This window comes from Leucobacter viscericola (genome assembly GCF_011299575.1).
Lineage (GTDB): Bacteria > Actinomycetota > Actinomycetes > Actinomycetales > Microbacteriaceae > Leucobacter > Leucobacter viscericola.
Genome location: NZ_CP049863.1, coordinates 729,825 through 746,309, shown reverse-complemented (window position 1 = coordinate 746,309; position 16,485 = coordinate 729,825). Strand labels below are relative to the sequence as shown.

Annotated in this window: 17 protein-coding genes; 12 read left to right on the top strand and 5 right to left on the bottom strand. The window is 62.1% G+C overall.

What is annotated here, in order from left to right:
* The first annotated feature begins 73 nt into the window (after positions 1 to 73).
* Positions 74 to 1,129 (top strand): phenylalanine--tRNA ligase subunit alpha, encoded by a 1,056-nt coding sequence (gene pheS / locus G7068_RS03595; RefSeq protein WP_166289045.1) that lies wholly within the window; start codon positions 74 to 76, stop codon positions 1,127 to 1,129.
* The gene (pheT, locus tag G7068_RS03590; RefSeq protein ID WP_166289042.1) at positions 1,129 to 3,687 is read left to right on the top strand and encodes a phenylalanine--tRNA ligase subunit beta; all 2,559 of its coding nucleotides are present in this window, start codon (positions 1,129 to 1,131) and stop codon (positions 3,685 to 3,687) included. The genes pheS and pheT overlap by 1 nt, the downstream gene beginning before the upstream one ends.
* 16 nt (positions 3,688 to 3,703) lie before the next feature.
* Here pheT and G7068_RS03585 read toward each other — a convergent pair whose 3' ends face one another.
* Positions 3,704 to 4,630 carry an NAD-dependent epimerase/dehydratase family protein gene (locus tag G7068_RS03585; RefSeq protein ID WP_166289039.1) on the bottom strand — a complete coding sequence of 309 codons (927 nt, stop codon included), beginning with the start codon at positions 4,628 to 4,630 and terminating at the stop codon, positions 3,704 to 3,706.
* A 111-nt stretch (positions 4,631 to 4,741) separates the two neighbouring features.
* On the opposite strand from G7068_RS03585, the gene G7068_RS03580 reads away from it, so the two are divergent.
* Complete coding sequence (locus tag G7068_RS03580) at positions 4,742 to 5,545, top strand: TetR/AcrR family transcriptional regulator (RefSeq protein ID WP_166289036.1); 804 nt, start codon at positions 4,742 to 4,744, stop codon at positions 5,543 to 5,545.
* A complete protein-coding gene (locus tag G7068_RS03575; protein ID WP_166288998.1) occupies positions 5,542 to 6,270 on the top strand; it encodes an SDR family oxidoreductase in 729 nt (242 codons plus the stop codon). The genes G7068_RS03580 and G7068_RS03575 overlap by 4 nt, the downstream gene beginning before the upstream one ends.
* 26 nt (positions 6,271 to 6,296) lie before the next feature.
* On the opposite strand, the gene G7068_RS03570 is transcribed toward G7068_RS03575, so the two are convergent.
* Complete coding sequence (locus G7068_RS03570; RefSeq protein ID WP_166288995.1) at positions 6,297 to 6,728, bottom strand: VOC family protein; 432 nt, start codon at positions 6,726 to 6,728, stop codon at positions 6,297 to 6,299.
* A 166-nt stretch (positions 6,729 to 6,894) separates the two neighbouring features.
* Between G7068_RS03570 and G7068_RS03565 the strand changes: the two genes are divergently transcribed.
* Complete coding sequence (locus G7068_RS03565) at positions 6,895 to 7,797, top strand: VOC family protein (protein ID WP_166288991.1); 903 nt, start codon at positions 6,895 to 6,897, stop codon at positions 7,795 to 7,797.
* Here the strand turns inward: G7068_RS03565 and G7068_RS03560 are convergent.
* Positions 7,794 to 8,405 carry a VanZ family protein gene (locus G7068_RS03560; protein WP_166288988.1) on the bottom strand — a complete coding sequence of 204 codons (612 nt, stop codon included), beginning with the start codon at positions 8,403 to 8,405 and terminating at the stop codon, positions 7,794 to 7,796. The two genes, G7068_RS03565 and G7068_RS03560, sit on opposite strands and share 4 nt — an antisense overlap.
* A gap of 165 nt (positions 8,406 to 8,570) precedes the next feature.
* Between G7068_RS03560 and G7068_RS03555 the strand changes: the two genes are divergently transcribed.
* From G7068_RS03555 to G7068_RS03525, 7 genes are read left to right on the top strand one after another with little or no spacing between them, the layout of a single operon-like run.
* The gene (locus G7068_RS03555; RefSeq protein ID WP_166288983.1) at positions 8,571 to 9,209 is read left to right on the top strand and encodes a GntR family transcriptional regulator; all 639 of its coding nucleotides are present in this window, start codon (positions 8,571 to 8,573) and stop codon (positions 9,207 to 9,209) included.
* Positions 9,206 to 10,732, top strand: a complete 1,527-nt coding sequence (locus G7068_RS03550) for an MmgE/PrpD family protein (RefSeq protein ID WP_166288980.1) — start codon at positions 9,206 to 9,208, stop codon at positions 10,730 to 10,732. The genes G7068_RS03555 and G7068_RS03550 overlap by 4 nt, the downstream gene beginning before the upstream one ends.
* Positions 10,733 to 11,644 carry a methylisocitrate lyase gene (prpB, locus tag G7068_RS03545; protein WP_166288976.1) on the top strand — a complete coding sequence of 304 codons (912 nt, stop codon included), beginning with the start codon at positions 10,733 to 10,735 and terminating at the stop codon, positions 11,642 to 11,644. It abuts the gene before it with no gap.
* A 17-nt stretch (positions 11,645 to 11,661) separates the two neighbouring features.
* Positions 11,662 to 12,804 (top strand): bifunctional 2-methylcitrate synthase/citrate synthase, encoded by a 1,143-nt coding sequence (locus tag G7068_RS03540; RefSeq protein ID WP_166288972.1) that lies wholly within the window; start codon positions 11,662 to 11,664, stop codon positions 12,802 to 12,804.
* Between the two features lie 32 nt (positions 12,805 to 12,836).
* A complete protein-coding gene (locus tag G7068_RS03535; protein ID WP_166288969.1) occupies positions 12,837 to 13,997 on the top strand; it encodes an acyl-CoA dehydrogenase family protein in 1,161 nt (386 codons plus the stop codon).
* Positions 13,994 to 14,899 (top strand): 3-hydroxyisobutyrate dehydrogenase, encoded by a 906-nt coding sequence (gene mmsB, locus G7068_RS03530; RefSeq protein WP_166288965.1) that lies wholly within the window; start codon positions 13,994 to 13,996, stop codon positions 14,897 to 14,899. Before G7068_RS03535 ends, mmsB begins: the two co-directional genes overlap by 4 nt.
* Before the next feature lie 26 nt (positions 14,900 to 14,925).
* Positions 14,926 to 15,702 carry an enoyl-CoA hydratase gene (locus G7068_RS03525; protein ID WP_166288961.1) on the top strand — a complete coding sequence of 259 codons (777 nt, stop codon included), beginning with the start codon at positions 14,926 to 14,928 and terminating at the stop codon, positions 15,700 to 15,702.
* Between the two features lie 82 nt (positions 15,703 to 15,784).
* On the opposite strand, the gene G7068_RS03520 is transcribed toward G7068_RS03525, so the two are convergent.
* Positions 15,785 to 16,210, bottom strand: a complete 426-nt coding sequence (locus G7068_RS03520; RefSeq protein ID WP_166288957.1) for a PIN domain-containing protein — start codon at positions 16,208 to 16,210, stop codon at positions 15,785 to 15,787.
* Positions 16,211 to 16,226: 16 nt separating this feature from the next.
* Positions 16,227 to 16,472 carry a FitA-like ribbon-helix-helix domain-containing protein gene (locus G7068_RS03515; RefSeq protein WP_166288953.1) on the bottom strand — a complete coding sequence of 82 codons (246 nt, stop codon included), beginning with the start codon at positions 16,470 to 16,472 and terminating at the stop codon, positions 16,227 to 16,229.
* Positions 16,473 to 16,485 lie beyond the last annotated feature (13 nt).

Below are 16,485 nucleotides of genomic sequence, written 5' to 3'. Positions count from 1 at the left end.
CAGTCTACAGCGTCGCCCAACTTCAGCGTCGCCGAACAGCAGACGTTGCAAGGTAGGATTGATCCCCGTGTCAGTGAGTGAAGCAAATCCCATCTCCCAGCCCGCTGTTGACGCCGCCGTCGAGGCCGCGCTTGCCGCCTTCGCAGCCGCGGGATCAGTCGCCGAGCTGAAGGCTGCTCGCACCGAACACGCCGGAGACGCGTCTGCGATTGCGCAGCTGAACGCTCGCATGCGCGAGGTTCCAAAGGACGAGAAGGCCGCTACCGGCAAACTGATGGGCCAGGCTCGCGGCCGCATCGAAGGTGCTTACAAAGGGCGCGAGGGTGAGCTTGCCGAGAAGGAGGCTCAAGCGCGCCTCGTCGCCGAAACCGTTGACGTGACGGAGGCGCCCGTGCGCCGCCGCGCGGGATCACGCCACCCACTCGCGCAGCTGCAAGAAGAGGCCGCCGACATCTTCATCGGTATGGGGTGGGAAATCGCCGACGGCCCCGAAATCGAGCACGAGTGGTTCAACTTCGACGCGCTCGGCTTTGATCCTGACCACCCGGCTCGTGCGATGCAGGATACGTTCTTCATCGAGCCAGCCGATCGCCATCTGCTGCTGCGCACCCACACGTCACCCGTGCAGGTGCGCTCGCTGCTCGGTGAGAACCTGACGAACACCGAGCTTCCCGTATACATCGTCGCTCCTGGCCGTGTGTACCGCACCGACGAGCTCGACGCGACTCACACCCCCGTGTTCCACCAGATCGAGGGCATTGCGATCGACCGTGGCCTGACCATGGCTCACCTGCGCGGCACGCTTGAGCACTTCGCGCGCCAGATGTTCGGCACCGAGGCCAAGATTCGCCTGCGCCCCAACTTCTTCCCGTTCACCGAGCCCTCCGCCGAGATGGACGTGTGGCAGCCCAATGCAAAGGGCGGCGCGCGCTGGGTTGAGTGGGGCGGTTGCGGCATGACCGATCCCAAGGTGCTGCTTGCGGCCGGGATCGATCCCGAGGAATACCAGGGTTTTGCGTTCGGCATGGGTATCGAGCGCACCCTGCAGTTCCGTCACGACATCAATGACATGAGAGACATGGTTGAGGGCGATGTTCGCTTCAACACGCAGTTCGGAGGCCTGGTCTAATGCGCGTACCACTCAGCTGGCTCGGTGAGTTCGTCTCACTGCCCACAGACACGACCCCCGAGCAGGTGCACGCCGATCTCGTGCGTGTTGGTTTTGAAGAGGAATCGATTCGCCGCTTCGACCTGACCGGCCCGATTGTGGTCGGCGAGGTGCTCACGCAGGAGCCCGAGCCGCAGTCGAACGGCAAGACCATCAACTGGTGCACGGTTCGTGTCGCTCCCGAGGGCGCGAAGGCTGCCGACGGCGGCGAAGATGTGCGAGGCATTGTCTGTGGCGCTCACAACTTCGTCCCCGGCGACAAGGTTGTGGTGACCCTGCCCGGCGCCGTGCTGCCCGGTGACTTCAAGATTGCAGCGCGCAAGACCTACGGTCACGTCTCCGACGGCATGATCGCTTCCGCGAAGGAGCTGACGCTCGGTGAAGACCACGACGGCATCATCGTGCTTTCGCGCTTTGGGTTCACGGGCGATGCCGTGCCCGAGGTTGGCACCGACGCGCTCGCGCTGCTGGGACTCGACCAGACCGCGGTCGAAATCAATGTGACTCCGGATCGCGGCTACGCGTTTTCGATCCGCGGCGTTGCCCGCGAGTACGCACACTCGACGGGTGCAGACTTCCGCGATCCCGCCCTCGCCGTATCACCCGTGGTGGCCTCGGGTTTCCCGGTCACCATTGCTGATGATGCGCCGATCCGCGGCCGTGTAGGCGCCTCCGGCTTCATTGCTCGTGTAGTGCGCGGGATCGACGCGACCCGGCCGACCCCCGCCTGGATGGTGGCGCGCCTGCAGCTCGCCGGCATCCGCGCGCTGTCGCTGCCCGTCGACATCTCAAACTACGTGATGCTCGAGCTCGGCTCGCCGCTGCACGCCTACGACCTCGCGAAGCTGACCGGTGGCATCACCGTGCGCCGCGCCAAGCCGGGCGAGACGCTCGTCACGCTCGACGAGCAGGAGCGCAAGCTTGACCCCGAGGATCTGCTCATCACGGACGAGTCAGGGGTCATCGGCCTCGCCGGTGTGATGGGCGGCCAGTCGACCAAGACCAGCGACGAAACTACCGACATTCTTATCGAGGCGGCGACGTTTGATCCCGTGTCGATCGCGCGCACCTCGCGCCGTCACAAGCTGCCGAGTGAGGCCTCAAAGCGCTTCGAGCGCGGGGTTGATCCGCTCGTAGCTGCCGCCGCAGCACAGCGCATGGTTGATCTGCTGGTCGAGTTTGCCGGCGGCACCGTCGACGCGCTCGGCGCTGACATCGTCGCGCCGTGGGAGCCCGCCGATATTCGCCTGTCGCTTGCCCGCGTCAACGGGATTATGGGGGCCGACTACACCGATGCCGAGTCGCGCGCCGCGATCGAGATGATCGGCTGCACGGTTGTCGAGGGTGCCGCAGGCGAGCTGCTCGTCACGCCGCCAAGCTGGCGTTCGGACCTGGTGCGCGACGTTGACCTGATCGAAGAGGTCGCGAGGATCGTCGGATACGACCGGATCCCGTCGTTGCTTCCCGTGGCTCCCGCTGGTCGTGGCCTGTCGCGTGCGCAGCGCCTGCGTCGTCGTGCCGCGAACGTTATCACCGCCGCTGGCCTCGACGAGGTGCAAAGCTACCCGTTTGTGGGACGCGCGCAGCTTGACGCGTTTGGTGTCGGTGCCGAGGCGATCGAAGGGACCGTTCCCGCGATCCGCCTCGCGAATCCGCTCGATGGCGAAGCACCATTCATGCGACGCTCGTTGCTGCCCGGGCTTGTGTCTGCGGCACAGCGCAACGTATCGCGCGGGCTGACCGATCTTTCGCTCGTGGAGTTTGGGGCCGTGTATGTGCCCTTCTCTTCCGCCGATGAGCTCGGCACCGAGACTGTGCCGCCGCTCGCGGAGAAGCCCTCGGATGATGTGCTGGCGCAGCTTGATGCCTCGATCCCAGCGCAGCCGCTTCGGGCTGCCGGTCTGCTGCTCGGCGACACCGTCGCAAAGCAGCCGGGCGAGGCCGCGCGCGTTGCTGATTGGGCTGACGCGCTCGACGCGGCCCGCATCGTTGCCGGTGCGGTATCGGCAGAGCTCGTTGTTTGCCAGGGCGAACACCGTGCGTTCCACCCGGGCCGCACGGCAGAGTTGTGCGTGGCCGTAGATGATGGCCTCGAGGTTGTCGGTGTCGCAGGTGAGCTGCTGCCTGAGCTGGTCGCAGATCATCACCTGCCCGGTCGTGTTGCAGCGTTCGAACTCGATCTCGACCGCGTTATTGAGCTTGCCGCGCGCGAGCCGCAGACGAGCCAGCTGTCGACCTATCCCGCGGCAACGCAGGATCTGACGCTTGTGCTGGCGGCCGACGTACCGGCCGGTGACGTGCTGGCCGTTGTTCGGGCCGGAGCGGGAGAGCTGCTTGAGGGTGCTCGCATTGTCGACGACTACCGTGGTACCGGCATCGAAGAGGGGCAGAAGGCGCTCACCTTCGCACTTCGCTTCCGCGCGCCCGACCGCACGTTGAAGGCCGAAGAGGCGAGCGAAGCTCGTCTCGCCGGTGTCGCCGCGGCCGAGCTCGCGTTCGGCGCAAAACTGCGGGAGTAGCTAGCTGGCGCCGTTCTCAAAGGTAGGAGGCGCCGGTCGTCTGAATGACGTCTTTCCACGGGGTCGAGCGTACGCCCAGCGTGCGCTCGGTCTCGGTGGAGTCAACGATAAACGGCATCTCGAACTGATAGCTGCTGCGCTCGACCTCTTTGATGTTGGCGTCGAACATTCCCGCTAGGCGGAGCATGGCTCGGGGGAGCCGGGCTGCCTTTCCGTTCGTGTTGAACGCCTCGTTAATCTCCGTGGCGATTTCGACGCGGCTTCGGGTGGTGCTCGGCACCACCCAGGCTCGGCCCCAGTCGTTACGATCCTCAACGTCCGCTGCCGCGATGAGCGTCCTTGCGATGTCTGGCAGGTAGCTCCAGGAGTGAGGGAGTTCGGGATCGCCGATAACCCTGGCGGTCTTGGAGTTCAGGATCGGCCCAAAGAACCTCTTGCCGACGTGAGAGGTCGCGTCCGCAAAGGGGCCAATGTAGTCGCTCGCCCGAACCTCGGCCGCGGTGATGTCGCCGCGCTCGTGGGCTTTGAGTACCTGCCGCCAGCCCTCGGTGCGCACTTCTCCCTTGGTGTCGACCGGGTGAAAGGGCGTGTGCTCTGTCATCGGCATCGTTGCTTTTCCGTAGCCGTAAAGATTGCCCATGGCTACGAGGCGGGATCCCGACGCTTTGGCCGACGCGATAGCAGCTGCGAAGATGGGCGGCCAATCGGTGGGCCAGCTTTTGTAGGGCGGGTTTGTGCACAGGAACGTTGTGGCGGTGCCGAGCTGAGCCTCGGTGACCGCCGCCGTGTCGGAGGCATCGAGCGAAATTGCGTGTGCTCCGGGGATGACCGTGCCGCTGCGCGTTGCAACGGTTACGGTGTCGCCGCGCTTGAGGAGCTGACGCGTGAGCTCGGATCCGATTTGACCCGCGCCGATGACGAGGTGGTGAGATGTGTCGTTCATGATGTCTTTTCTGGGTCGAGAGAGCGGTGCTCTCTCGATAGTAGGTTAGGCTGGCCTGAATTGCAAGAGCAGTGCTCTCTGAAATTGGGTTACCGGTAGCGAGGAGGCATAATGGAACCCGTGACTACACCAGATCGTGCGGGTACTGACACTGGTGATCCTGCCGGAGACACAACCTCAAGTGCGCCGCGCACACCGCGACAGCTCGCGCGTGAACAAACCGAGCGTGAACTGCTTAATGTTGCCCGGCGGCACCTGGGTGAGGTCGGTGCCGCGGGGCTCTCGTTGCGCGCGATTGCGCGTGAGTGCGGACTCGTTTCTTCAGCGGTCTATCGTTACTTCGAGAGCCGAGACGCACTTCTCACGGTTCTGATACTCGAAGCGTATGACGGACTGGGGGAGTTCGTTGAGCAGGCCGAGCGCGGGGTCGACCGTGCTGATCTTCGGCAGCGTTTTTTGCGGTCCGCCGAAGCGATGCGCGTGTGGGCGCTGCAGCATCCCCACCAGTACGCGCTGATATATGGCTCGCCTGTTCCCGGGTATGCCGCGCCAGAGTTAACTGTTATCTCGGCGGCGAGGGTTGGCACTGTTCTGTTTGGGGTGCTTCGTGACGCGTATGCCAGAGGTGCCCGGCCGCATCTCACCCCGGCTCTCAAAAAAGCTGGACCCGCGGTGTTGCAGATGCAGCGAGATTTTTGCCCGGAGATACCTGAATCGCTCGTGGCTCTGGGGATTGAGTCCTGGGTTCGCCTGCACGGGGCGATTTCATTTGAAGTGTTCGGTCAGTTCAATCAGATGGTCACTGCCCCGGCCGACCTCTACGCGTTTATCGTCGATGAGGAACTCACTAGGCTGGGTCTCGTCGCGGGTCTGGCCAGTTCGGGCGACCTGAAATCGATGGGGGGATCCGCATGAGAATCGCAATTGCAGGTGGCACCGGTGCTGTCGGTAGGCACGTTGTGTCGGCGGCTGAAGCGGCCGGGCACGAGGCACTTGTACTGTCGCGGGCAAACGGTGTCGATTTAGAATTCGGTGTCGGACTGGATCTCGCCGGCGTCGACGTGGTTATCGATGTCTGCGGAACACAGACCACTTCTGAGAAGCGCTCACGAGAGTTTTTCGAACGCACAACGACGAGCTTGTTGCGGGCCGAGCAGGCAGCGGGGGTGCGACACCACGTGGCCCTGTCGATTGTTGGCGCCGCAGGGTCTGCGCACGGGTACTACGCTGGCAAAGCGCTGCAGGAGCGGCTCGTCTCGTCGGGAGAGGTCCCTTGGACGATCCTGCGCGCCACCCAGTTCTTCGATTTTGCGCACCAGGTGGCCACGAAGGTCGGCCCGCTGGTGCTCGTTCCCGCAATGCGCTCGCAGCCGCTCGCCGCTGAAGATGTCGCGCGGCGCCTCGTTGAGCTTGCTGGCGCTGCACCCGCAGGCAACGCGCGCGATCTCGCGGGCCCTGCTGAGCGGCGCATGGTTGAACTGACGCGCGCGTGGTGGGCAAAAACTGGCGCAAGCGGTCGTGTGGTTGAGTTCCCGTTGCCGGGTGGTTTTGGGCGCGCGCTGCGCGACGGTGGGATTCTGCCCGGTCCGGATGCCCAGCTCACGTCGCAGACGTTTGAGGAGTGGTTGGGGCAGCAGTAGTTGACTGCCGCCCCCAGAACCCTCGTCTATTCCGCAGGCCCGTCCGCCAGGCTGAACATCCAGTTCACTCCGTAACGATCGCGCAAATCGCCGAAGGTGTCACCCCAGGGTGCCTTCTCGAACGGCATGTTGATCTTTGCTCCCTCTGAGAGAGCGGTCCAGTAGGCCCGGATCTGCTCGCCATCCTCGCCCCACACGCACACCGAGCTACCGCCAACGGTTACATCGGGCATGTCTGCCATGCTCTCTGGCATGTCTGCGCCCATGAGCGTGAGGCCGTTCGGAGTGTCGAGCTGGCCGTGCATAATCTTGGAACCCTCGTCACCGTCTCCCATGACGCCCGGGATCGAGTCGTAGCGATTCAGTCGAAGCTCGCCACCAAAGATCGAGTGGTAGAACTCCATCGCCTCACGTGCGTTGCCGCGAAAGCTCAGGTAGGGATTTAGATGGATAGACATACTCGCTCCTCAGTGCTGAATGTGCCGAACTCGGCCACGTGTCTTATTCTCCGCGCACCGAAGACTCACGGCAAGCCCTGGGTTCGGCCTTGCGGGCGCGATCTTCTGGATCGATACTGAATGAGGTGCAACGATGCGGTTGCGAGCACAAGTTGGAAGGAACGTCATGCAGAAGATCGTCACAAACATCTGGTGTAACGGGAACGCCGAAGAGGTGGGCGCCTACTACGCTGACTTGTTCCCAAACGCACGAACCTGGGTGGAATCGAGATACCCACTCGAGGGGCTGCTCGAATTTCAACAACCACTGGCGGGCGAACCGCTTACGGTCGGTGTTGAAATTGGTGAGGCACGTCTCACCCTGATCAATGCGGATGACACGTTTTCGCCAAATCCCTCTGTCTCGCTGATGCTGAACTTTGATCCGCTGGACTTCGACGGCGACGCGGTTGCGGCGCGCGCTCAGCTCGACACAATCTGGGAGGTCTTCGCGGAGGACGGATCTGTTCTGATGCCCCTGCAGGAGTATCCGTTTAGTGCTCGTTACGGCTGGGTGCAGGATCGCTACGGGGTGAGCTGGCAGTTCATGCTGACGGATCCGGCGGGGGAGTCGCGTCCCTTTGTGGTTCCCGCGCTCATGTTTGGCGGTCCGGCACAGAATCGTGCGACCGCTGCGGTTGACCGGTATCTCGAGGTGTTTGAAGACGCTGAACTGGGGCAACGGGTGCTCTACGGTGAAGCAACCGGACCGGCCGAGGCGACCTCCGTCATGTTTAGTGACTTCAGGATCGGCGAGCAGTGGTTTACGGCAATGGACTCCGGGCGGGAGCAAGACTTTTCGTTTACCTGCGGCATGTCGTTTGAGGCGCACTGCGAGGATCAGGCCGAGATCGACCGCCTGTGGGATGCCCTCTCAACCGTTCCGGCGGCGGAGCAGTGTGGTTGGCTCGTGGATCCATTCGGTATGAACTGGCAGATCGTCCCCAAAAATATGGGTGAGTTGATGGAACGACCCAACGCATTCCAGCACCTGATGCCGATGAAAAAGATTATTATCGCTGATATCTAGAGCCGGGGTGGAAACTGCGCCGGTGGACCCATGTGGTGCAGTTGTGATCCCAGAACATACATCGTGACCAGTAGTAATACTCCCACGGTGCCGATCAGCATGACCCTAAGCAAGACGGTGTCGGTGCGATTGCGGAGTGCGCGCTTCGCGGCGACACACAGTACGACACCGATCAGGCCGCCCAGGTTGTTGTTGATCACGTCGGCTGTGTCGGTCACTCCGATGGCCAACAGGTACTGGATCGCCTCAAACGAAACGCTCGTGCCTGCGATAAGGCTGACGATCCCGACCGCAGACCATTTTGGTGCAAGGAGCCTGAGGTAAACACCGAAGGGAATGAACAGCGCGATGTTCAGCAGGACCTCGCTGGTGGGGTTGGCCCCCGCAGAATCAGTGGCAACGTAGGGTATGAGTTTCAGCACGCGGTCGGAAGCGTGGCCGATCCAAGGTGCTTCCAGCTCCCAGAGTATGGTCCAGCTCAGCACCGCCATGTACACGGCAAACAGCACAACGAGGGCGCCTCTTGCGCGATCCTGCGGGCTCGCCAACGTCTTGGACACATAAGCCACGTGAGTGCTGGCTGATTTTGGGGGAGCGATGGTTGACATGACTCCAGTCTTGAGGTGTCCGTGTTGCCGGGGTGTTTGCGGAAATGAATATCTTGACGATATGTCCCGCTAGCGGCTATTTGTATACACAGCTGGCATTTCTGGGGCAACCCTGTACTTATTGCTCCTTTATGTATACATTGGAGTTCAGTCAAGGGAGGTGTCATGCGAGCGAGTGACCGTGCGTATGCCGTGCTTCTCGACGAGATTCAGCGGGGGATCCTGCCGCCCAGCACCGTTCTTGGTGAGGTTGAGCAGTCCCAGCGGCTCGGGGTGAGTCGTACTCCCATGCGGGAGGCAATGAAACGCCTGGCCGCCGACGGGCTCATCGCTCAGCAATCGCCTCGAGTGACGGTCGTCACCGACTTCGACGTCGATGACATTCGCAAGCTCTTTATCGCTCGCCGTGCTCTCGAAGAGATGGCCGCGAGGATCGCCGCGACGCAGCCGAGCCGTGAAGTGTTTCGTGGGCTGGCCCGATCCTTCGAGCAAACGGTCGTTGACGACGAGAGCGCGATTGATGCGTACTACGCGTTGATCGCAAGCTTTGACGTTGCCGTCGATGCCGCCTGCGATAACCCGTACCTGACTCAGGGCCTGCGCGCGATCCGCACCCACCTCACAAGAGCACGCCGTCTTGCGCGCGACAATCAGACTCGGCTGCAAATGTCGGTGGCTGAGCATAGCCTCATTGCGCGCGCGATCGCCGACGGTGACGCCGAACTCGCGGCCCACGCCACACACGTCCATCTTCACAATGCCCTCACCTCGATTCTGGAGTCAATCCGGGAAGGATCACAATGACTGTTAGCCACCACGTTCGTGTGTACAAGAGCGAAGAAACCCTGCTGCGCGAAGACCAGCTTGCCTGGAAGATCGCGGAGGTTGCGGCTGATCCTGTTGCCGTTGATGCTGACGTTGTCGACATGATCATCAACCGCATCATCGACAATGCTTCTGTTGCCGCGGCCTCGCTCACACGCGGACCGATTGTGTCGGCTCGGGCGCAGGCTCTCTCGCACCCTGTGTCGACGGGAGGATCCGGCTCAACGGTCTTTGGCTGCGCCGTGACTGAAAAAACGAGCCCTGAGTGGGCAGCCTGGGCTAACGGAGTCGCCGTGCGTGAGCTTGATTACCACGACACCTTTCTTGCGGCAGAGTACTCGCACCCCGGTGACAACATTCCGCCGATCCTCGCCGTCGCGCAGCACGCGGGTAAAGACGGGGCAGCACTGATCCGGGGAATCGCGACCGGCTACGAGATTCAGATGGATCTTGTGCGCTCGATCTGCCTGCACAAGCACAAGATCGATCACATTGCCCACATTGGGCCGTCGGCGGCCGCGGGCATCGGTACGCTGCTCGGCCTCGATGTCGAGACGATCTATCAGGCGGTGGGCCAGGGGCTGCACACGACAACAGCGACCCGGCAGAGCCGCAAGGGTGAGATTTCGACGTGGAAGGCGCACGCCCCCGCATTTGCGGGCAAGATGGCGGTTGAGGCAGTTGACCGAGCGATGCGCGGGCAGACCTCGCCGAGCCCCATCTATGAGGGTGAAGACGGCGTGATCGCGTGGATGCTCGACGGGCCTGACGCCTCGTACGAGGTGCCATTGCCCACTGCGGGGGAGTCGAAGCGTGCGATCCTCGATTCTTACACGAAGGAGCACTCGGCCGAGTACCAGGCGCAGGCCTGGATTGACCTCGCGCGCAAGCTGCACAATGAGCGGCCGGAGCTCGGAGATCCCGCGCAGGTTGCGAGCATCGTGTTGCACACGAGCCATCACACGCACTACGTCATCGGATCCGGAGCAAACGATCCGCAGAAGTACGATCCGAAAGCGACGCGCGAGACGCTCGACCACTCGATCCCTTACATCTTTGCGGTGGCGCTGCAAGATGGCGGCTGGCATCACGTTGACTCGTACACCCCAGAGCGCGCGGGGCGCGCCGACACCGTCGAGCTGTGGCACAAGATCACCACTGCAGAAGATGCCGAGTGGACGCGTCGATACCACTCAACCGACCCCAACGAGAAGGCCTTTGGCGGTCGCGTTGAAATCACGCTCACTGACGGCTCGAAGGTTGTCGATGAGATCGCGGTTGCTGATGCGCACCCGCTCGGGGCCCGGCCGTTCGCACGTGCGAACTACGTTGCGAAGTTCCGCCTGCTGGCAGAGCCGGTTCTTGAGGCGGCAGAAATCGAGCGCTTCCTCGAGCTTGTGCAGCGGCTGCCTGAGCTGACCGCGGCCGAGGTAAACGAACTCACCATCATCGCGAAGCCGGGACTGCTTGAGTCGGTTGCGGCGCCGAAGGGACTGTTCTAAATGCTGTATTCGAAGACTACTCCCGCTGACAAGCGGCGGCTGTTTCGCGAGCGGCTCGCGAGCGGTGAGCTGCTGCGCTTTCCCGGGGCGTTCAACCCGCTTTCGGCTCGGCTTATCGAGCGCAAGGGCTTTGACGGTGTGTACATCTCGGGTGCTGTGCTCTCCGCCGATCTCGGTCTGCCTGACATCGGCCTAACCACGCTCACCGAGGTTGCGGGTCGCGCTCAGCAGATCGCACGCATGACCGAGCTGCCCGCGATCGTTGACGCTGACACCGGGTTTGGCGAGCCGATGAATGTGGCGCGCACGATCCAGACTCTCGAGGATGCTGGCCTCGCCGGTACGCACATCGAGGATCAGATCAACCCCAAGCGCTGCGGTCACCTCGACGGCAAGGCGGTCGTTGACGAGGCCACAGCGCTGAAAAGAATTCGCGCCGCGGTCGACGCGCGCCGCGATCCTAACTTCCTGATTATGGCGCGCACAGACGTGCGGGCCACGCAGGAGGGGCAAGCCGGGCTCGATGCGGCAGTGGATCGGGCGAAGGCACTCGTCGACGCGGGTGCCGACGCGATTTTTCCCGAAGCGATGCGCACGCTCGAAGAGTTCGCCGCTATGCGTGCTGCGCTCGATGTGCCGATTCTCGCCAACATGACCGAGTTCGGTAAGAGTGAATTGTTCTCCTCGCAGCAGTTGGCCGACATCGGCGTCAACATCGTGATCTGGCCCGTTTCAATGCTGCGCATCGCCATGGGGGCAACCGGTCGCGCGCTTGACACGTTGAACGTCGAGGGGCACCTCGCCGGGAAACTCGGTGAGATGCAGCACCGCGCTGACCTCTACGACCTCATCGACTACGAGGCCTACAACCACTTCGACACGAGTGTCTTCAACTTTGAGGTTGAACGCTAAAGAGCTAGGGAGCCAACATGTCAGAAACAGAAATCAAGAAGGGGCTCGCCGGAGTCGTCGTCGATTACACGGCGGTGTCAAAGGTTAATCCCGAGAGCAACAGCCTGCTGTACCGTGGCTACCCCGTGCAAGAGCTCGCGGCGACGCAGCCGTTTGAAGCGGTGGCCTACCTGCTGTGGAACGGCGAGCTGCCGACTGCCCAGCAGCTTGCTGAGCTGCGAACGGAGGAACGGAAGCATCGTGCGCTCACAGAGCAGGTGCGTGCCGCGATCGACCTGTTGCCGCTTGAGGCGCACCCGATGGACGAGGTGCGCACCGCAGTGAGCGTCATTGGCGCGGTTGACATGGGAGGGTCGGGATCGGTGCTCGACGCCTCGGGCAGTCCAGAGCAAAACCTGCAGCGCAGCATCCAACTTTACGCTGCCTTGCCCGCCATCGTTGCTTACGGGCAGCGGCGTCGGCGCGGGCTCGAACTTATTGAGCCCCGCGATGACCTGGACTACTCGGCAAACTTCTTGTGGATGGCGTTTGGTGAGGAAGCGGATCCCGTGGTGATCGATGCGTTTAACCGCTCAATGATCCTCTATGCGGAGCACTCCTTTAACGCCTCGACCTTCGCAGCGCGCGTGATCACCTCGACACTCTCTGACCTGTACTCCGCTGTGGTCGGGGCGATTGGTGCGCTGAAAGGACCCCTGCACGGCGGGGCTAATGAGGCCGTGCTGCACATCATGAATGAGATCGGTTCAGCCGACAACGTCGAGGCCTGGCTCGACAAGGCGCTTGCCGAGAAGCGCAAGATCATGGGCTTTGGTCATCGGGTGTACAAAAACGGTGACTCGCGGGTGCCAACAATGAAGGCGGCACTCGACACCCTCGTCGAACACTACGATCGCCCCGATGTAGCAGAGCTGTACTCCAAGCTTGAAAGTGAATTTGTCGCGCGAAAGGGAATTTATCCGAACCTCGACTATCCGTCGGGACCGGCCTACAGCCTCATCGGCTTTGACACACTGACGTTCACGCCACTGTTTATTGCGGCGCGAGTGACCGGGTGGACGGCGCACATTATGGAACAGGCAGCCTCGAACGCACTGATTCGCCCGCTTTCGGCTTACAACGGTGTCGAAGAAAGACACGTTGAGGGTGGGCAGGCGTAACACATAGACTCGAGCATGAAGGCAGGGTAGCCATGAACAACACGTCATCAGAAGAGCGAAACGCCCTTGTACAGGCGGTTCGTGATTTTTCCCTGGCGGAACTCGCCCCCTACGCGTTGAAGCGAGACGCCGAAAAGATCTTTCCGGTTGAGGCGCTTCGTCTGGCCGGCGAGGTTGGCCTCGGTGGCATCTACGTGGGTGAGGAGTACGGCTCCGACCTATCGCGAGCCGATGCTGTCGCCATTTTCGAGGAACTGGCAAAGGGCGACACTGCGATCGCCGCATACATCTCGATCCACAACATGGTTGCGTGGATGATAGATGCGTTCGGAAACAGCGCGCAGCGAGCGGAGTGGCTCCCCGATCTCGTCTCCATGGAGCAGCTCGGCAGTTACTGTCTGACCGAACCAGAAGTTGGCTCAGACGCGGCTGCGATCTCAACGAGCGCCCGCCGCGACGGCGACCACTACGTGCTGAACGGTACCAAGCAGTTCATTTCAGGGGCCGGTGCGACTTCCGTGTACCTGGTGATGGTGCGCACGGGCGAGGCGGGGTCGCACGGCATTAGCGCGGTCATCGTGCCCAAGGATGCACCTGGGCTCAGCTTCGGACCAAACGAGCACAAGATGGGATGGAATGCGCAGCCTACCCGCCAGGTGCACTTCGAGAACGTTCGAGTGCCGGTCGCCAATCGCCTGAGCCACGAGGGCGACGGGTTTCGGATCGCGATGAGGGGGCTCAACGGTGGGCGCGTGAACATCGGCGCCTGCTCGCTCGGTGGAGCCCAGTGGGCGTTTGAGCGCGCTCTCAGCTATGTGCAAGAGAGACAGGCATTCGGAGCGCCCCTCGTTGCGAATCAGTCGGTCGTGTTTGCGCTCGCCGACATGGAGACTGACTTGCAAGCTGCCAGAAGCCTGCTGCAGCGGGCCGCACAAAAGCTCGACAGCGGCGCCGCCGACACGGTGGCGGCGTGTGCACTCGCCAAGCGCTTCGCGACGGACGCGGGGTTTAAAGTTGCGAACCAGGCATTGCAGCTGCACGGAGGGTACGGATACCTGCACGAGTACGGCATCGAGAGAGTCGTACGCGATCTGCGGGTGCACCAAATCTTAGAGGGCACCAACGAAATCATGCGCTCGATTGTTGGGCGTTCGCTGCTGCACGATCACCCACAACAGGGAGGTACACGATGACCACGATCGCTTTCATCGGGCTGGGCCACATGGGGGGTCCCATGGCGGCAAATCTGGCACGAGCGGGCATCCGGGTACTCGGTTTTGATCTTGTCCCCGCCTCCCTTGATGCTGCCAGGGCAGCCGGTATTAAGGTTGCTGATTCTGCAGTTGCGGCGGTGGCCGAAGCCAACACTGTGATCACGATGCTGCCGAACGGACCCGACGTTATCGCCGCCTACGGAGACTCGGGCGAAAACGGCTCGGGGCTGCTGGCCGCCGCGAAACCTAACACGCTGTTTATCGACTGCTCAACGATTGCGGTCGACGATGCCCGCGTCGCAGCCGGAATGGCGGTTGCCGCCGGACACCGCGCGCTTGACGCGCCGGTATCGGGAGGTGTCGTGGGTGCGGAGAACGCCACACTCGCGTTTATGGTCGGTGGCGAAGACACCGATTTTCATGAGGCGCAACCATTGCTCGATCTTATGGGGCGTCGAATTGTGCACTGCGGCGGAACCGGACTCGGCCAGGCCGCGAAGGTGTGCAACAACATGATTCTCGCGGTCAGCCAGATCGCCGTGGCCGAGGCGTTTGTGCTGGCAGAACGACTCGGCCTCTCAGACCAGGCGCTCTACGATGTCGCGAGTAACGCGTCGGGTGAGTGCTGGGCCCTGACAACAAACTGCCCGGTGCCGGGTCCCGTGCCAACGAGCCCAGCGAATCGCGATTTTCAGCCGGGCTTCGCTGGTTTTCTCATGAACAAAGACCTCGGTCTCGCCGAGCAGGCGATCGCACTCACCGGAGTCGATGCGAGGCTTGGACTGCTGGCACGCGAGATCTACGCCGATTATGCGGCAGGGGAGGGCGCTCATCGTGACTTCTCCGGAATCATCGAGACAATACGGTCCCGTGTAGCGTAGGGATCATCGCAGTGAAAGGACACTCAATGACCGAGTACACCAGCATCGTGACCGACGTGCAGAACCGCGTCGGTTACATCACCTTGAACCGGCCGGAAGCGCTGAACGCGTTGAACTCTGAACTCTTGACTGAGCTTGTCGAGGTCGCGCTCAGGTTTGATGCTGACACCGAAATCGGGGCGATCGTGATCACCGGTTCGGAGCGGGCATTCGCCGCTGGTGCCGACATCAAGCAGATGGCTGAACTCGGTTTTAGTGACATGTACCTGGGCGGACCCTTTCCCGGCTGGCAGGGCTTCGAGCGCATGCGCACACCGGTGATCGCAGCGGTAGCCGGTTTTGCGCTCGGTGGCGGGTGTGAGCTCGCGATGATGTGCGACATCATCATTGCGGCAGACACCGCAAAATTTGGGCAGCCAGAGATCAACCTGGGTGTCATTCCCGGGTTCGGCGGATCGCAGCGGCTGCCGCGCGCGATTGGTAAAGCGAAGGCCGCTGAGATGGTGCTGACCGGCCGTATGATCGGCGCGGAAGAGGCCGAGCGGTCGGGGCTCGTATCGCGGGTCGTGCCAGCTGCCGATCTGCTCGACGAAGCTCGCAAGACCGCGGAGACAATCGCTTCCAAGTCTCTGCTGGCTGTGTACGCCGCCAAGGATGCTCTGCAGGCTGCCCAAGAGATGCCGCTTTCGGAGGGCCTGCGGTTCGAACGCCACGCCTTTGCGGCTGCGTTCGCGACGGAAGACCAAAAAGAGGGCATGCGCGCCTTCGCGGAAAAGCGGGAGCCTCACTTCAAGAATCGCTGAGTCGAGTAGGTCCGCTCGAGGGCTTGTGGCTTTTAAAGCTGCGGTATGGCCGCATTCTTATCGTTTTGAGCGCAACCCGGGGTTATGCGGCAGTTTGCTTCAGCCAAGGATCAATGATCTCGACCCCAAACCCTTCAAAATCGCGCACGTTGTGCGTGGCAATTTTGCAGCCGTTCGCCGCGGCGATTCCGAGGAGTTGGCCGTCTTCTCGGCTGAGGGCGCGGCCGTCAACCCGTGCGCTCGCTGCGAAGCGGGCGTGTGCGGTGGCAGCGGTTGCGTCGTAGTTGAGTGTGCGGGCAGACATCGCTGAAATCATGCTGTCTATTTGAGTTTGTAACTCGGTTTGGCGGGAACCTGGCGGGAGAATGCTCGCACCGTAGCGCATCTCAAACACAGATACTGCGGTCAATGTTGCTTCGTTGGAGTGCAGGCGAAGCCATTCGAGAACTGTCTGGTTTGGTTCGGGCTTGAGTGCTTCAGACCAGACATTTGTGTCGACAATAATCATGATTACCTGGACGCCACTACTCGAAATCGACCGGGCGTGGGGCCTGTCGCTCGGGCAAATGGAGATCCACGCCTCCGTGGTGGCTACGGAATCGCTCACTGCTGCCGAGCCAAGAGAGCACCGGGTCCTCGTGACTGGCTGCGACGAGGTCGACGAGAATCTTACGAACCTCGGCTTCAAGTGACCTACCGTTGTCGCGCGCCCGCTCTCGCAGCTCTTCTTTTACCGGCTCGGGAAGGTTTCGAATGAGAAGCTGTGCCATTGTGGATCCCTCC

Bases quoted from the DNA above. Each gene is read 5' to 3' on its own strand.
- pheT (WP_166289042.1), top strand. From the start codon at position 1,129: ATGCGCGTACCACTCAGCTGGCTCGGTGAGTTCGTCTCACTGCCCACA.
- G7068_RS03585 (WP_166289039.1), bottom strand. From the start codon at position 4,630: ATGAACGACACATCTCACCACCTCGTCATCGGCGCGGGTCAAATCGGA.
- G7068_RS03580 (WP_166289036.1), top strand. From the start codon at position 4,742: ATGGAACCCGTGACTACACCAGATCGTGCGGGTACTGACACTGGTGAT.
- G7068_RS03575 (WP_166288998.1), top strand. From the start codon at position 5,542: ATGAGAATCGCAATTGCAGGTGGCACCGGTGCTGTCGGTAGGCACGTT.
- G7068_RS03570 (WP_166288995.1), bottom strand. From the start codon at position 6,728: ATGTCTATCCATCTAAATCCCTACCTGAGCTTTCGCGGCAACGCACGT.
- G7068_RS03565 (WP_166288991.1), top strand. From the start codon at position 6,895: ATGCAGAAGATCGTCACAAACATCTGGTGTAACGGGAACGCCGAAGAG.
- G7068_RS03560 (WP_166288988.1), bottom strand. From the start codon at position 8,405: ATGTCAACCATCGCTCCCCCAAAATCAGCCAGCACTCACGTGGCTTAT.
- G7068_RS03555 (WP_166288983.1), top strand. From the start codon at position 8,571: ATGCGAGCGAGTGACCGTGCGTATGCCGTGCTTCTCGACGAGATTCAG.
- G7068_RS03550 (WP_166288980.1), top strand. From the start codon at position 9,206: ATGACTGTTAGCCACCACGTTCGTGTGTACAAGAGCGAAGAAACCCTG.
- prpB (WP_166288976.1), top strand. From the start codon at position 10,733: ATGCTGTATTCGAAGACTACTCCCGCTGACAAGCGGCGGCTGTTTCGC.
- G7068_RS03540 (WP_166288972.1), top strand. From the start codon at position 11,662: ATGTCAGAAACAGAAATCAAGAAGGGGCTCGCCGGAGTCGTCGTCGAT.
- G7068_RS03535 (WP_166288969.1), top strand. From the start codon at position 12,837: ATGAACAACACGTCATCAGAAGAGCGAAACGCCCTTGTACAGGCGGTT.
- mmsB (WP_166288965.1), top strand. From the start codon at position 13,994: ATGACCACGATCGCTTTCATCGGGCTGGGCCACATGGGGGGTCCCATG.
- G7068_RS03525 (WP_166288961.1), top strand. From the start codon at position 14,926: ATGACCGAGTACACCAGCATCGTGACCGACGTGCAGAACCGCGTCGGT.
- G7068_RS03520 (WP_166288957.1), bottom strand. From the start codon at position 16,210: ATGATTATTGTCGACACAAATGTCTGGTCTGAAGCACTCAAGCCCGAA.
- G7068_RS03515 (WP_166288953.1), bottom strand. From the start codon at position 16,472: ATGGCACAGCTTCTCATTCGAAACCTTCCCGAGCCGGTAAAAGAAGAG.